Annotated in this window: 10 protein-coding genes; 7 read left to right on the top strand and 3 right to left on the bottom strand. The window is 61.3% G+C overall.

All coding sequences use genetic code 11. The features are described from left to right. Positions 1-25 precede the first annotated feature (25 nt). Together Q0D31_RS08785 and Q0D31_RS08780 are read right to left on the bottom strand one after the other, a co-directional pair. The gene (locus Q0D31_RS08785; RefSeq protein WP_291848546.1) at positions 26-2,971 is read right to left on the bottom strand and encodes an FAD-binding and (Fe-S)-binding domain-containing protein; all 2,946 of its coding nucleotides are present in this window, start codon (positions 2,969-2,971) and stop codon (positions 26-28) included. Between the two features lie 87 nt (positions 2,972-3,058). After that, on the bottom strand, positions 3,059-3,829 hold the full coding sequence (locus tag Q0D31_RS08780) for a GntR family transcriptional regulator (protein ID WP_291848543.1): 771 nt from the start codon (positions 3,827-3,829) through the stop codon (positions 3,059-3,061). A 112-nt stretch (positions 3,830-3,941) separates the two neighbouring features. Here Q0D31_RS08780 and Q0D31_RS08775 point away from each other — a divergent pair, with 112 nt between their 5' ends. The 7 genes from Q0D31_RS08775 to Q0D31_RS08745 all read left to right on the top strand — a co-directional run bounded on the left by Q0D31_RS08775 (position 3,942) and on the right by Q0D31_RS08745 (position 12,435). Continuing rightward, on the top strand, positions 3,942-5,150 hold the full coding sequence (locus Q0D31_RS08775) for an alanine--glyoxylate aminotransferase family protein (RefSeq protein WP_291848540.1): 1,209 nt from the start codon (positions 3,942-3,944) through the stop codon (positions 5,148-5,150). A gap of 123 nt (positions 5,151-5,273) precedes the next feature. Continuing rightward, positions 5,274-6,260, top strand: a complete 987-nt coding sequence (locus tag Q0D31_RS08770; RefSeq protein ID WP_291848538.1) for a tripartite tricarboxylate transporter substrate-binding protein — start codon at positions 5,274-5,276, stop codon at positions 6,258-6,260. A 79-nt stretch (positions 6,261-6,339) separates the two neighbouring features. Continuing rightward, a complete protein-coding gene (locus Q0D31_RS08765; protein ID WP_291848535.1) occupies positions 6,340-6,882 on the top strand; it encodes a tripartite tricarboxylate transporter TctB family protein in 543 nt (180 codons plus the stop codon). A gap of 10 nt (positions 6,883-6,892) precedes the next feature. Next, positions 6,893-8,404, top strand: a complete 1,512-nt coding sequence (locus Q0D31_RS08760) for a tripartite tricarboxylate transporter permease (protein ID WP_291848532.1) — start codon at positions 6,893-6,895, stop codon at positions 8,402-8,404. Between the two features lie 250 nt (positions 8,405-8,654). Continuing rightward, the gene (locus Q0D31_RS08755; RefSeq protein ID WP_291848529.1) at positions 8,655-9,854 is read left to right on the top strand and encodes an aminotransferase class V-fold PLP-dependent enzyme; all 1,200 of its coding nucleotides are present in this window, start codon (positions 8,655-8,657) and stop codon (positions 9,852-9,854) included. 37 nt (positions 9,855-9,891) lie between these two features. After that, positions 9,892-10,689 carry an enoyl-CoA hydratase/isomerase family protein gene (locus Q0D31_RS08750; RefSeq protein ID WP_291848526.1) on the top strand — a complete coding sequence of 266 codons (798 nt, stop codon included), beginning with the start codon at positions 9,892-9,894 and terminating at the stop codon, positions 10,687-10,689. 759 nt (positions 10,690-11,448) lie between these two features. Then, complete coding sequence (locus Q0D31_RS08745) at positions 11,449-12,435, top strand: tripartite tricarboxylate transporter substrate-binding protein (protein ID WP_291848523.1); 987 nt, start codon at positions 11,449-11,451, stop codon at positions 12,433-12,435. 13 nt (positions 12,436-12,448) lie between these two features. Here the strand turns inward: Q0D31_RS08745 and Q0D31_RS08740 are convergent, their stop codons facing one another. Next, complete coding sequence (locus Q0D31_RS08740; RefSeq protein WP_291848520.1) at positions 12,449-13,099, bottom strand: class II aldolase/adducin family protein; 651 nt, start codon at positions 13,097-13,099, stop codon at positions 12,449-12,451. Positions 13,100-13,128: the final 29 nt, after the last annotated feature.

The following is a 13,128-nucleotide window of genomic DNA, read 5'->3' as shown; positions in this document are numbered from 1 at the left end:
GTTTCCTTTGTGACGGGCAAAGCGTTCAAATTGGCTTCGCGCGGTCGAGACTCATCGCCAGCACCCGCGCGACATGAAGGGCCGGGCGCGCGCTCCCATCCTTGATCTGATGGCGGCAAGAGGTGCCGTCGGCGACAATTATCGTGGACGCATCGGCGCGTCGCACCGCAGGCAGCAGCGACAACTCGGCCATTTCCATCGAAGCCTGATAGGTGTCAGCGCCATAGCCGAACGCGCCGGCCATCCCGCAGCAGCTTGACTCGATGATTTCGATGTCGAGTTCGGGGACGAGACGTAGCGCCTTTTCGACCGTTTTGAAAGCGCCGAATGACTTCTGGTGGCAATGGCCGTGTACCAGCGCTTTCAACGGCATGGCGCCAAGCGGCAGCCTTAAACGACCGGCTTCCGCCTCCCGGACCAAGAACTCCTCAAACAGCAATGCGTGCGCGCTGACGGTTCTGGCTGCGCTGTCCGCGCGTAGTGAAAGCAGTTCGTCGCGCAACGTCAGCAAACAGCTCGGCTCCAGTCCAACGATAGGCACGCCGCGCGCGGCGAATGGCGCGTAGGTTGTGACCAGTCGGTTCAATTCGTCGCGCGCCTGGTCAACAAGGCCCGCCGAAAGGAAGGTCCGTCCGCAACACAGTGCGCGGGTGCCATCCGCGGGCTTAGGGAGGTGTACTCGATAGCCGGCTTCGACCAGGACTCGCAAGGCTGCGTCAAGATTCTCACGTTCGTATGCTCGGTTGAAGGTGTCGGCGAACAGCACCGCTTCTGGCCCGTCGGCAGCTCCAACCGTCTCGGCACCGGTCCTGAACATGTCACGCCGGAACGCGGGTAAGGCACGTTGGGCGCTGATGCCGGCAATCTTCTCGAACAGCCTGCGCAACAGCGGGCTGCGATTGCGCAAGTTGGGAAGCGGAGCGAGGCGGGAGGCCAGATCGGCATAGCGCGGGAGATAGCCGACCAGTCGGTCGCGCAGCGACAGCCCGTGACTGGCCACGCGCGCGGCCAATACCTCGATCTTCATTTTGGCCATGTCGACGCCAACGGGGCATTCATGGCGGCAGGCCTTGCAGGAGACGCAGAGTTTAAGGGTTTCCAGCATTTGGTCGGAAGCCATCGCATCGGGTCCGAGCTGGCCCGAGATGGCGAGCCGCAGCGTGTTGGCGCGACCTCGGGTCACGTCTTTTTCGTTGCGGGTCGCGCGGTAAGATGGGCACATCACGCCACCTTCGAGCTTCCGGCAGGCGCCATTGTTGTTGCACATCTCGACCGCGCCCTGAAAGCCGCCCCCGGCGCCGGGATAGGCCGACCAGTCGAGCACCGTCTTGAACTCGGCGACGCGATAATCCGGTTGATAGCGGAACAGCGAACGGTCGTCCATGTCAGGTGGATCGACGATCTTGCCGGGATTCAAGATGTTGTCCGGGTCGAATCGCTTTTTAACTTCCCTGAAGTCGGCCACGATGCGGGCGCCGAACATCGCTTCGTGGAATTCGGAACGAACCATCCCGTCGCCGTGCTCGCCGGAATGCGACCCCTTGTACTCCCGCACCATCTCGAACGCCTCTTCGGCGATAGCGCGCATAGCCTTGACATCCTTTTCCAGTTTCAGATTGAGGACAGGACGGACATGCAGGCAGCCTTCGGAGGCGTGCGCGTACATGGTGCCGCGGGTGCCGTGTTTGGCAAAGATGCGATTGAGCCGATCGGTGTAGTCGGCGAGGTGGGGCAGGGGCACCGCGCAGTCCTCGACAAAAGAGACCGGCTTGCCCTCCTGCTTCATCGACATCATCACGTTGAGACCTGCGGCGCGGAAGTCCGCAATGGCGCTCTGGAGGGTGGGTTCGATAATCTCGACCACGCCGCCCCATTTTCGCTGCGGCTTGTCCCATCCGAAACCGAGATCTGCCATCATCTCACCGAGCTGCTTCAGGCGATGCAGGTTCTCGGCCTGGTCCTCCTCCGCGAACTCCACGACCAATACCGCATCGGGGTCGCCGCGCACGGCGGAGTCGATGACCGGCTGGAACATGGCGATGTCGCGCCCGAGCGCGATCATGGTGCGATCGACCAATTCGACCGCGATCGGCCGCAACTTGACAAGGTGCTGGGCGGCATCCATGGCTTCATAGAAGCTGCCGAAATGACAAACGCCGAGCACCTTATTGCGGATCAACGGCCACAGTTTGAGTTCGACGCTCGTGGTGAAGGCCAAGGTGCCCTCTGAGCCCACCAAGAGGTGAGCGATGTTGTTCGGTGCGTTGCGGGGCATCAGCGCATCGAGATTGTAGCCGCCGACGCGACGCTGCACTTTCGGAAACCGCTCGGATATCTCGATCGCCTCACGCTCGCCGAGATCAAGCATGTCGCGGAACAGTTCGAGTCCGCTTCGCGGCGCGTTCACCCCCCCGAGATCCCGCGGCACTTCGCCGAAGTGCAGCAGCGTGCCGTCGGCCAGCGCCGCATCCATCGACAGCGTGTTGTCGCGCATGGTTCCGTACCGAAGCGAACGCCCACCGCACGAATTGTTGCCGGCCATGCCGCCGATCGTGGCCCGAGAAGCGGTCGAGACGTCGACCGGAAACCAGAGTCCGTGCTTCCTGAGCTGGCGGTTGAGGTCGTCGAGCACGATGCCCGGCTCGACCCGGCAGGTACGGTTTTCGACGTCAACCGAGAGGATGCGGTTCAGATGCTTGGAAAAGTCGACGACGATTCCCCCGTTGACGGTCTGGCCGCATTGCGATGTGCCGCCGCCGCGCGGGGTAACGACCCGTCCATGGTCGCGCGAAATAGTCAGTGCCCGCAAGGCGTCGTCCATGGTCCTTGGAACCACAGCGCCGGCGGGCATGATCTGATAGAACGAAGCGTCGGTCGCATAGCGCCCGCGGCTGAAGCGGTCGAAGTAAACATCACCGGCGACATTCGATCGAAGCTGTTGCTCAAGCCGCGTGACGTCCGAATCCGGCATCAGGCCCCCCATCTGTGCTATTTTTGCTTGCTGGCGCTTGTGCTCCCTAGTTCCAAACGTAAAAAAATGCAATCTATTTCGATTGTGTTACTTTTTTGAATTCAAAGTCGAGGATTGATCGCGATTCGTCGTATGCACAGAAGTTTCGTCCATGTACTCGACGGCGGCTGCCTGTTTGTTGCGTAAGTGCTGAAAGAGTATGTCGCTGAGCTCACTGCCCGCGCGTCGCCGCAACGCATCCAGGATCAATTCGTGCTCCCGCATCGCTTCACCCCAGCGCTCCCGTTTGCGAGCGAAATTCGCGGAATAGCGGATGCGGCGAATGCGACCGGCGAAATTAGCGTAGGCTGCCATCAATGTGGTGTTTCGGGACGCCTCGACGATTTTCTGGTGAATGAGTTGGTTGATCCTGAAGTAGCCCTGCATGTCGCGATGCAGGTAGCACCCGTACATTTCGTAGTGCAGCCGCTCGATCTCCGCGACCTCCTGTTCCTCGATGTTTTCGCAGGCCAGGCGTCCAGCCAGGCTTTCCAATCCACCCATGACATCAAAGAGTTCGGCCAATTCGCGGGCGCTCAATTGCCGAACGCGCGCTCCCCGATTTGGCAGTAAATCGACCAATCCTTCCGATGCGAGAACCTTGAGTGCCTCGCGCAACGGGGTTCGGGAAATACCGAACATGGCGCAAAGCTGGCGCTCCGGAATGCGGCCACCGTCGGCAATGTTTCCTTCGACGATGTAGTCGCGTAGCCGCGCCAGGATCTCGCCATGTAGCGAGGATTCCTCCTTGCGTGCGTCGGAAATCGCCGCCGCTGAGTGGTCCGGGAACACAGTTTCGTTGGGGATCTCGCGTTTCATCCCGTCAACATAGTGAAAGAGCGCAGCATCGTCGACAAGTAATTGAACTCAATAAATGCCTTGTTTGGTCAAAAAGTGAATGCAATAATAGTAGCCAACAGCGGAGGAGACGATGACCGAGTATCAGGGGCGCCACTTCCTGCAGATTCCAGGCCCAAGCCCGGTGCCTGATCGCGTCCTCCGGGCCATGGATATGCCTGTCATGGACCACCGCAGCCAGGAATTTGCCGAGCTCGGGCGGGCCGTCCTTGGTGGCTGCCAAGAAATCTTCAAGACGACGGGGCCGGTCATCATCTTTCCCTCTTCTGGAACCGGTGCCTGGGAGGCTGCGATCGTCAACACGCTGTCGCCAGGTGACAGGGTCCTGATGGTCGAGACCGGGCACTTTGCCACGCTGTGGCGTCAGATGGCTGCGCGATGGGGAATTGATGTGGACTTTTTGCCCGGCGACTGGCGCCGCGGCGCGGACCCGTCCGCGATAGAGGACCGGCTGGCGCGAGACTCCTCCCACTCGATCAAGGCCGTCATGGTCGTTCACAACGAGACCTCGACCGGCGTCACGAGCAGGATCGGCGATATTCGCAAGGCCATGGACCGGGCCGGCCACCCCGCCTTACTTCTGGTCGACACGATTTCTTCCCTCGGCTCGGTCGATTATCGGCATGACGAGTGGAGGGTAGACGTCACGGTGAGCTGTTCGCAGAAAGGATTCATGCTCCCTCCAGGGCTTGGATTCAACGCGATCTCGGACAAGGCCCGCGCGGCCGCGAAGTCAAACAAGATGCCCCGGTCCTATTGGGACTGGGAGGAAATGTTGAAGCCAAATGCAAGCGGCTTTTTTCCCTACACGCCTGCTACCAATCTCCTTTATGGACTTCGCGAAGCGATCGCGATGCTGCTGGAAGAGGGACTGGACGCGGTATTTGCCCGCCATGAGCGGTTGGCTGCCGCGACCCGCGCGGCGGTCACGCATTGGGGCCTCGAGGTCCTTTGCGTCGAACCAGCCGAATACTCCCCGGTGCTTACCGCCGTCTTGATGCCGCCAGGGCACGACGCAGACAAGTTTCGAAAGATAGTGCTCGAAAACTACAATATGTCGCTGGGCTCCGGACTGACCAAGCTTGCTGGCAAGGTTTTTCGGATCGGGCACCTCGGCGAGTGCAACGAACTCACCCTGCTGGGTGCGCTGACCGGCGTGGAGATGGGATTGTCGATCGCGGGCGTTCCTTATCGCGCCGGCGGGGTGGCGGTCGCCATGACGTATCTCGAAGGAAGAACGAAGGCCAATCACCCGTCTCACCTGAAGATCATCGGCGCCTGATTCCGGGCTGAATGACCTCACGAAGCCCGGCTGTTTTCACGGAGACTAGATTTCTAGAACCAAGATCACGATCAGAGATAGTGCCGGGGGCAATACCCGGCCAGAGCCAGAGGGAGAGAACATATGCCTAGGGTATCGCGAGGGATCGCATTCTTGACTGCTGCTGTCGTGGCGAGCGCGCCAGCGATCGCGTGGGAGCCGACCAAGCCGGTCGAGATTGTAGTTGCTGCGGGCGCAGGTGGCGCCTCAGATCAAATGGCGCGCATGATGCAAGCAGCCGTTCAGAAAAACAATCTGATGAAGCAACCGCTCGTGGTTTCGCTGAAGGGCGGGGCCTCCGGCGCCGAAGCGCTGATCTACATGAAGTCCAGCGAAGGCGACCCCAACAAGGTGCTGATTGCATACTCGCTGATCTACATGCTGCCCTTGTCCGCCAAGATCCCGTTCAACTGGCGCGACCTGACGCCGGTCGCCGTCGTGGCGATGGATCAATTCGTACTATGGACCAACGCCGCCGGCCCGAAATCGGTCAAGGACTTCATTTCCGCGGCAAAGGCCTCACCGACGCCTTTCAAGATGGGCGGAACCGGATCCAAGCGTGAAGATCACGTGCTCACCGTGTTCATGGAAAAACGCACCGGGGCTAAATTCTCCTACCTGCCCTACAAATCAGGTGGCGAGGCTGCGACGCAGCTGGTCGGCAATCACACCGAAGCCAACGTGAACAATCCGTCCGAGAATCTCGAAGTATGGCGCGCCGGCCAGGTTCGCGCGCTTTGCGTGTTCGACAAGGAGCGGATCGCCTACAAGAACAACGTCACTGAAACACAGTCCTGGCACGACATCCCGACTTGCAAGGAGGAAGGCCTTGATGTCCAGTACTTGATGTTGCGCGCCATGTTTCTGCCCGGCAAGGTCACTGCAGAACAGGCCGCTTTCTATCTCGACCTGTTTGAGAAGGTGACGCGGACCACCGAATACAAGGAATACATGGAGAAGCAGGCGCTCAAGCCTGTGTTTCTGAAGGGGCGGGAAATGATGAAATTCCTCGAGGAGGACGATGCGTTGAACAAGGCGCTGATGATCGAGGCGGACTTTGTCGCAAAGTAAAAGTAACAGTCTGCCGTAGATCGTATTCCGAGCGATCCGGAAACGCGCACGCCCCCAGTGTTTTGCCAGGCAAGAACCCATGTCCAAAGCCGATATCGAGATTGTCGTCGATGATCCGACCGCCCCTGAGTCCGAATCACCGGCGGTCGTGAGCAGTGGGACCGTCGAAGTGGCGGTCTCGTTGCTTCTGCTGGCCTTGGCAGTATTGCTTGGTTTCGACAACTGGCGCACCGGTGCTGGCTGGGAATCGACCGGTCCGCAGGCCGGTTATTTCCCATTCTATCTGTCGGTGATCCTGGGTGGCGCCAGCCTCTATGGTCTCATCATCGCATACCAGGCGCGCGACGGAGTTGCGCAAGTCTTCGTAACGCGGGCTCAGCTTCGCCGCGTCATGCTGGTGTTTGCGCCGACGCTGCTGTTCTGCCTTGGTGTGCAGTATCTCGGCATTTATGTCGCGAGTCTTCTGCTGATCGTCGCCTTCATGCGGCTGGTCGGTAAGATCACGTTGTGGAAATCGCTGCTCACCGCATTCGTGTTCACCGCGATCATGTTTGTGACCTTCGATGTCGCGTTCGATGTCATCATGCCTAAAGGGCCGCTCGAATCGGCGCTCGGCCGGTAGGAATAAAGCCATGGAAGCGCTCGGTCTCCTCTTGCAGGGTTTTTCGGTTCTGATGAGCTGGAAAATACTGACGCTGATGATGGTCGGGCTGGTGCTCGGCATTTTCGTAGGCGTGCTGCCCGGCCTTGGCGGCCCCAACGGCGTGGCGATCCTGCTGCCGTTGACGTTCACCATGGATCCGACATCGGCGATCGTAATGCTGTCTTGCATCTATTGGGGGGCGCTGTTCGGCGGCGCCATCACCTCGATCCTGTTCAACATTCCCGGCGAGGCCTGGTCGGTGGCAACCACCTTCGACGGTTATCCGATGGCGCAGCAGGGCAGGGCCGCGGAAGCGCTGACTGCAGCCTTCACCTCGTCGTTTATCGGCTCGCTTGTTGCGGTCGTGATGATTACGTTCCTGGCTCCGATGATATCGTCGTTTGCATTGAAGTTTGGGCCGCCCGAGTTCTTTGCAGTCTATCTGCTCACCTTCTGCTCCTTTGTCGGACTCGGTCGCGAAGCCAAGCACAAGACGGTGATTTCGATGTCGCTCGGCCTATTGCTGGCCGGCGTCGGTATGGACACCGTTTCAGGTCAGTTGCGCATGACCTTCGGCTCCGGCGAATTGCTGCGCGGCGTTAACTTCCTGGTCGCTGTCATCGGCCTGTTCGGCATCAGCGAAATCCTGTTGACCATGGAAGAGCGCCTGGCGCTGCGCGGTCACGCCGCCAGCATTTCGTTGCGCGTGGTATGGTCGGTCTGGCGAGACTTGCCGAAATACTGGGTGACGCTGCTGCGCTCCTCGTTCGTCGGATGCTGGCTCGGGATCACCCCGGGCGGCGCCATTGCCGCCTCCTTCATGGGCTACAACCTCGCCAAGCGCTTTTCCAAGGACCGGGAGAGTTTCGGCAAAGGTCGCATCGAGGGTGTGTTCGCGCCGGAAACCGCGGCGCATGCCTCGGGCACCGCTGCGCTGCTGCCGATGCTGGCGCTCGGCATTCCCGGTTCCGGCACGGCGGCTATCCTGCTCGGTGGGCTGATGGTATGGGGCCTCAATCCGGGTCCGCTGCTATTCGTCGAGCACAAGGATTTCGTCTGGGGGCTGATTGCCTCGATGTATCTGGGCAACGTCGTAGGCCTCGTGCTGGTGCTGACGACGGTGCCGATCTTCGCCTCCATCCTGCGGGTGCCGTTTGCCGCCGTCGCCCCCATGATCGTCGTGTCCTGCGCGATCGGTGCCTATGCAATCCAGAATGCAATGTTCGACATCTGGCTGATGCTGGGCTTCGGCGTGGTCGGCTACGTCTTCAAGAAGATCGGCATTCCGTTGGCGCCCTTTACGCTGGCGCTCGTACTTGGGAATCGTGCCGAGGACGCGTTCCGCCTGTCGATGATCGGTTCTGGCGGCGAAATGACGGTGTTCTGGTCGAATGGCTTGGTCGGCTCGATCACGACGCTGGCGATCACGTTACTGTTCTGGCCCGTCATCGACAGGGCGTTCGGCAGTGTCGGGCGGCTCTTGCGCCCGGTGCGAGCCTGACAAGCTGCCCCCCCAACTCACCTAGCTTCGACGAATCGCGCAACAAGTCCTTGGAGCCCAAACGGGCTCTGAGGACTCTTCTGTCCTGATACCCATTGAATCGCCCGCACCGCGCTCCGATCCTGCCTCCCCGGCGAGGCGGAGCCCCGCTTGCCATGCGTTGGCGACATTCGCGGGGCGGGGGGACAAGCCTGCCAAATAGTGATATTCGACCGATCGCGAAACCAGGGAATACCGGGGAAGGACGCCTATGACCGTGCATACTGGGAGGCATTTTCTGCAGATTCCGGGCCCGACCAACGTGCCAGACCGGGTGCTGCGCGCCATGGACATGCCGACCATGGACCACCGGGGCCCTGAATTCGCCGAGATCGGACACGCGGTGCTTTCGGCCATGCAACGGGTGTTCCGCACCCGGCAACCGGTGATCATCTATCCCTCATCCGGTACCGGCGCCTGGGAAGCGGCGATCGTCAATACACTGCAGCCCGGTGACAAGGTGCTGATGGCGGAGACCGGGCAGTTCGCCGTGCTGTGGCACGGCATCGCCGAAAAATTCAAGCTCGACGTCGATTTCCTACCCGGCGACTGGCGCCACGGCGCCGACCTTGAGCAGATCGAGGCACGTCTTGCCGCCGATCGCCAGCACAAGATCAAGGCGGTCATGATCGTGCATAACGAGACCTCGACCGGTTGCGTCACTCATCCGCTCGAAACCCGCAAGATTCTCGACCGTGTCAACCATCCCGCGCTGCTGATGGTCGATACCATCTCCGGCCTCGGATCGCTCGAATACGAGCATGATGCCTGGGGCATCGACGTGTCGGTGGCCGGATCGCAGAAGGGGTTGATGCTGCCGCCCGGCCTCGGCTTCAACGCGGTTTCGGAAAAAGCGCTGGCGGTGGCCAAGGCGAACCCCGCCATGCGCTCCTATTGGGACTGGCAGGAAGTCATCGCGATCAACAAGGCCGGCACCTGGCCCTACACTCCCGCGACCAACCTCCTGTTCGGTTTGCGCGAAGCGGTCAAGATGCTCGAGGAAGAAGGGCTGGAGAACGTCTTCGCCCGGCACAAGCGTCATAGCGCCGCAACGCGCGCGGCCGTCAAGGTGTGGGGGCTGGAAACACAATGTCAGGAACAGGGCGCGCATTCGCCCGCGCTGACCGGCGTTGTGATGCCGGAAGGCCATGACGCCGACAATTTCCGGAAGGTCGTGCTGGAAAACTTCGACATGTCGCTAGGAACGGGCCTGAACAAGATCAAGGGCAGGGTGTTCAGGATCGGCCATATCGGACACTTTAACGATCTCATGTTGATGGGCACGCTGTCCGGTGTCGAGATGGGGCTCGATCTCGCCAAGGTGCCGCATCGCGGCGGGGGCGTGCTGGCGGCGATGGAAGTTCTGAAGGGACGCGATATCGTGCCGATGCCCAAGTCCGCTGTAGCCTGAGTTCGTTCGACCCAAAACAAGAACAGAAAGAGCTGTGATGAACGCTCCGGTAGTTGCCACCGAAGACCTGATCTATTCCGTCGAGGACGGCATCGCCCGGCTGACGTTCAACCGTCCGCAGGCGCGCAACGCTCTGACCTTCGCCATGTACGAGCAGATGGCGGCGATCTGCGAGGCCGTCAACGGCGACCGCTCGATCAAGGCGATGATCCTGACCGGCGCGGGCGACAAGGCGTTCGCGTCGGGCACGGATATTTCACAGTTCCGCGCCTTCAAATCCGCGCAGGACGCGCTCGACTACGAATCGCGGATCGATCGGGTGCTTGGCGCGCTGGAGGCTTGCCGGGTGCCGACGATTGCGGCCATCGCCGGCGCCTGCACCGGCGGCGGCGCTGGAATCGCAGCCTGCTGCGACATCCGTATCGGCACGGAGTCAACGCGGATCGGATTCCCGATTGCGCGCACGCTCGGCAATTGTCTGTCGATGTCCAACATTTCCAGGCTGGTTTCGCTGATCGGCCCGGCGCGGACCAAGGACCTGATCTTCAAGGCGCGGCTCGTCGAGGCACCCGAAGCGCTGGCGCTGGGGCTTCTTAATGAAGTCGTGCCCGACCTCACGACCTTGCAGCGCAGGGCCGAAGAAACCGCCAAGCTCGTTGCCGGAAATGCCCCGATAACGCTAGAAGTCACTAAGGAAGCGGTGCGGCGTATTCGGCGGACGTTGACGCGCGACGAGGGCGAGGATTTGATCCTGCGCGCCTATATGAGCGAGGATTTCCGCGAGGGAATGGATGCGTTTCTCAACAAGCGTGCGCCGATTTGGAAGGGCAAATAGCGGCGGACGGGCGGCGGCGATGACCCAGGCGTCCGTTGCTGGGAACGCGGCAGCCGCCATCCACCGTGTTCTCCTGCAAGGCCTGCCAATCAGGGCTTAACTTTCGCATTCGCGACGGGGTAGGCATAGCGCCTCACCAGTCGCGAATGTCCTAGGCACCGCGCTATGGCTTCTTGAGACAGAGACCGATGGTCGGAGCGCTGCCGCACTTGGCTCCGTCGGGCGCGCCGCCGGCGGGGCAAAACACCGACACCAGGTTCTCGCTCGCGTCGCAACTGACTTGGCCGTCCGCCTGCACTGACCTGATCGTTGTACCAGCCGGTCCCGGCTCGCCCTTCGCGCCGGGTGCGCCCTGCGGTCCTTGCGGCCCCTGAGGCCCCTGTTGCCCTTGCGGACCGGGCACGCCCTGTATCCCCTGGGCGCCTTGCGGCCCCGCCGGGCCCTGGGGGCCGGTCTCACCCTTCGGTCCCGGATCTCTCCCGCAGCCCGCGAGCACTACCGTCGCGCCTACCAGGACAGCCATAAGAATGCTTCTCATTACCTCTCCTCCAATCTGCCCAAACCCGGTCATTAGAGGGGCGCATCCGCTGCCGTGCAACAGGAAAGCCATCGCATCGAACCGGAACCTCGCGAGCGGCTGCGAACAACTGCCGCAGCACGCGGCCGCAAAGTCAAAGGCTTGATGTTGCGCGGCCAGCCTGGATGGGCGATGGTTCGCGGGCAAGGATCTTCGGATCCCAATACGCAGGGGAGGGACACATGGCGCGCATCCTGAAGGTCACGGCTGCGTTGACGGCGTTGATCGTCGGCGCCCCGGCGTTTGCCGCCTGGGAGCCGACCAAGCCGGTCGAAATCGTTGTTGCCGCCGGGGCCGGCGGTGCCTCGGATCAGATGGCACGGATGATGCAGGCGGCGATCCAGAAGAACAATCTGATGAAGCAGCCGATGGTGGTCTCGCTGAAGGGCGGGGCGTCCGGCGCCGAGGCGCTGATGTATATGAAGTCCAGCGACGGCGATCCTAACAAGGTCTTGATCGCGTATTCCCTGATCTACATGCTGCCGCTGTCGGCCAAGATTCCCTTCAACTGGCGCGACCTAACTCCGGTGTCGGTCGTGGCCCTTGATCAGTTCGTGTTGTGGGACAATATCGCCGGCCCCAAGACAGTGAAGGAATTCATCGCGGCCGCCAAGGCTGCGAGCGCTCCGTTCAAGATGGGCGGCACCGGCTCCAAGCGCGAGGATCACGTGCTGACGGTGTTCATGGAGCAGAAGACCGGCGCGAAGTTCTCTTACCTACCTTACAAGTCCGGTGGCGAGGCGGCAACGCAGCTGGTCGGCAACCACACCGAAGCCAACGTCAACAATCCTTCCGAAAATCTCGAGGTCTGGCGCGCCGGCCAGGTCCGCGCGCTGTGCGTGTTCGACAAGGAGCGCATCGCCTACAAGACCAAGGTCACGGAGACGCAATCCTGGAACGACATCCCGACCTGCAAGGAGGAGGGGCTCGACGTGCAGTACCTGATGCTGCGCGCGATGTTCCTGCCCGGCAAGGTGACGGCAGAGCAGCAGGCGTTTTACGTCAACCTGTTCCAGAAGGTGACGCAGACGCCCGAATACAAGGAATACATGGAGAAGCAGGCGCTGAAGCCCATTTTCCTCACCGGCAAGGATATGCTGAAGTTCCTCGAAGAGGATGACAAGCTCAATACCTCGCTGATGAACGAAGCGGGCTTCGTCGCGAAATAACGCGCTGGAGTGCCTACTCCTCCACGTGACCGTATCCGGCCATGCGGATGCGGACGTTGTCGATTTCCTCCCTCGACAGTCGCGGTGGCGCGCCGATTTGCAGGCAGCCGTGATATTGACGCGCCAGGGTTTCGACCTCTACGGCCAGCCACATCGCCTTCGATAGCGACGGCCCCACCGCTATCATGCCGTGATGCTCGAGCAAGCAGGCCAGCCTGTCCTCCAGCGCGCGCACGGCATGGTCCGAAAGCTCCTGGGTGCCGAAGGTGGCGTACGGCGCGCAGCGGATGGTGTCGCCGCCGGCGCAGGCGACCATGTAATGCACCGGCGGAATTTCCATGCCCATGATCGCCAGCATGGTGGCGTAGGGCGGATGGGCGTGAACGATGGCCGCCACATCGGGGCGGGCCTTGAGGATGTCGCGATGAATCCGCCACTCGCTCGACGGGCGCCGCGCCGGATCGTGCGAGCCGTCGAAATCCATGTAGACGATTTGCTCGGGCCGCATCGCCTCATAGGGCGTACTTGTCGGCGTAATCAGCATACCTTCGCCATGGCGCAGGCTAATGTTTCCCGACGTTCCCTGGTTGATGCCGAGCGCATTCATCCGCTGGCAGGCGTCGATGATGGACTGGCGCTTTTCCCTGTCCTCTGTAGCAGGCATGTCAGGCCCCCTTTTGCCCCAAGGACAAT

This window comes from Bradyrhizobium sp. (genome assembly GCF_022844465.1).
GTDB lineage: Bacteria > Pseudomonadota > Alphaproteobacteria > Rhizobiales > Xanthobacteraceae > Bradyrhizobium.
Note: the sequence above shows the minus strand (reverse complement) of the source record. Positions and strands in the feature narration are given on the sequence as shown.

What these genes read in the sequence shown, in the direction of transcription:
- Q0D31_RS08745 (WP_291848523.1), top strand. Translation starts at nt 11,449, where the DNA reads ATGGCGCGCATCCTGAAGGTCACGGCTGCGTTGACGGCGTTGATCGTC.
- Q0D31_RS08780 (WP_291848543.1), bottom strand. Translation starts at nt 3,829, where the DNA reads ATGAAACGCGAGATCCCCAACGAAACTGTGTTCCCGGACCACTCAGCG.
- Q0D31_RS08760 (WP_291848532.1), top strand. Translation starts at nt 6,893, where the DNA reads ATGGAAGCGCTCGGTCTCCTCTTGCAGGGTTTTTCGGTTCTGATGAGC.
- Q0D31_RS08770 (WP_291848538.1), top strand. Translation starts at nt 5,274, where the DNA reads ATGCCTAGGGTATCGCGAGGGATCGCATTCTTGACTGCTGCTGTCGTG.
- Q0D31_RS08765 (WP_291848535.1), top strand. Translation starts at nt 6,340, where the DNA reads ATGTCCAAAGCCGATATCGAGATTGTCGTCGATGATCCGACCGCCCCT.
- Q0D31_RS08740 (WP_291848520.1), bottom strand. Translation starts at nt 13,099, where the DNA reads ATGCCTGCTACAGAGGACAGGGAAAAGCGCCAGTCCATCATCGACGCC.
- Q0D31_RS08775 (WP_291848540.1), top strand. Translation starts at nt 3,942, where the DNA reads ATGACCGAGTATCAGGGGCGCCACTTCCTGCAGATTCCAGGCCCAAGC.
- Q0D31_RS08750 (WP_291848526.1), top strand. Translation starts at nt 9,892, where the DNA reads ATGAACGCTCCGGTAGTTGCCACCGAAGACCTGATCTATTCCGTCGAG.
- Q0D31_RS08755 (WP_291848529.1), top strand. Translation starts at nt 8,655, where the DNA reads ATGACCGTGCATACTGGGAGGCATTTTCTGCAGATTCCGGGCCCGACC.
- Q0D31_RS08785 (WP_291848546.1), bottom strand. Translation starts at nt 2,971, where the DNA reads ATGCCGGATTCGGACGTCACGCGGCTTGAGCAACAGCTTCGATCGAAT.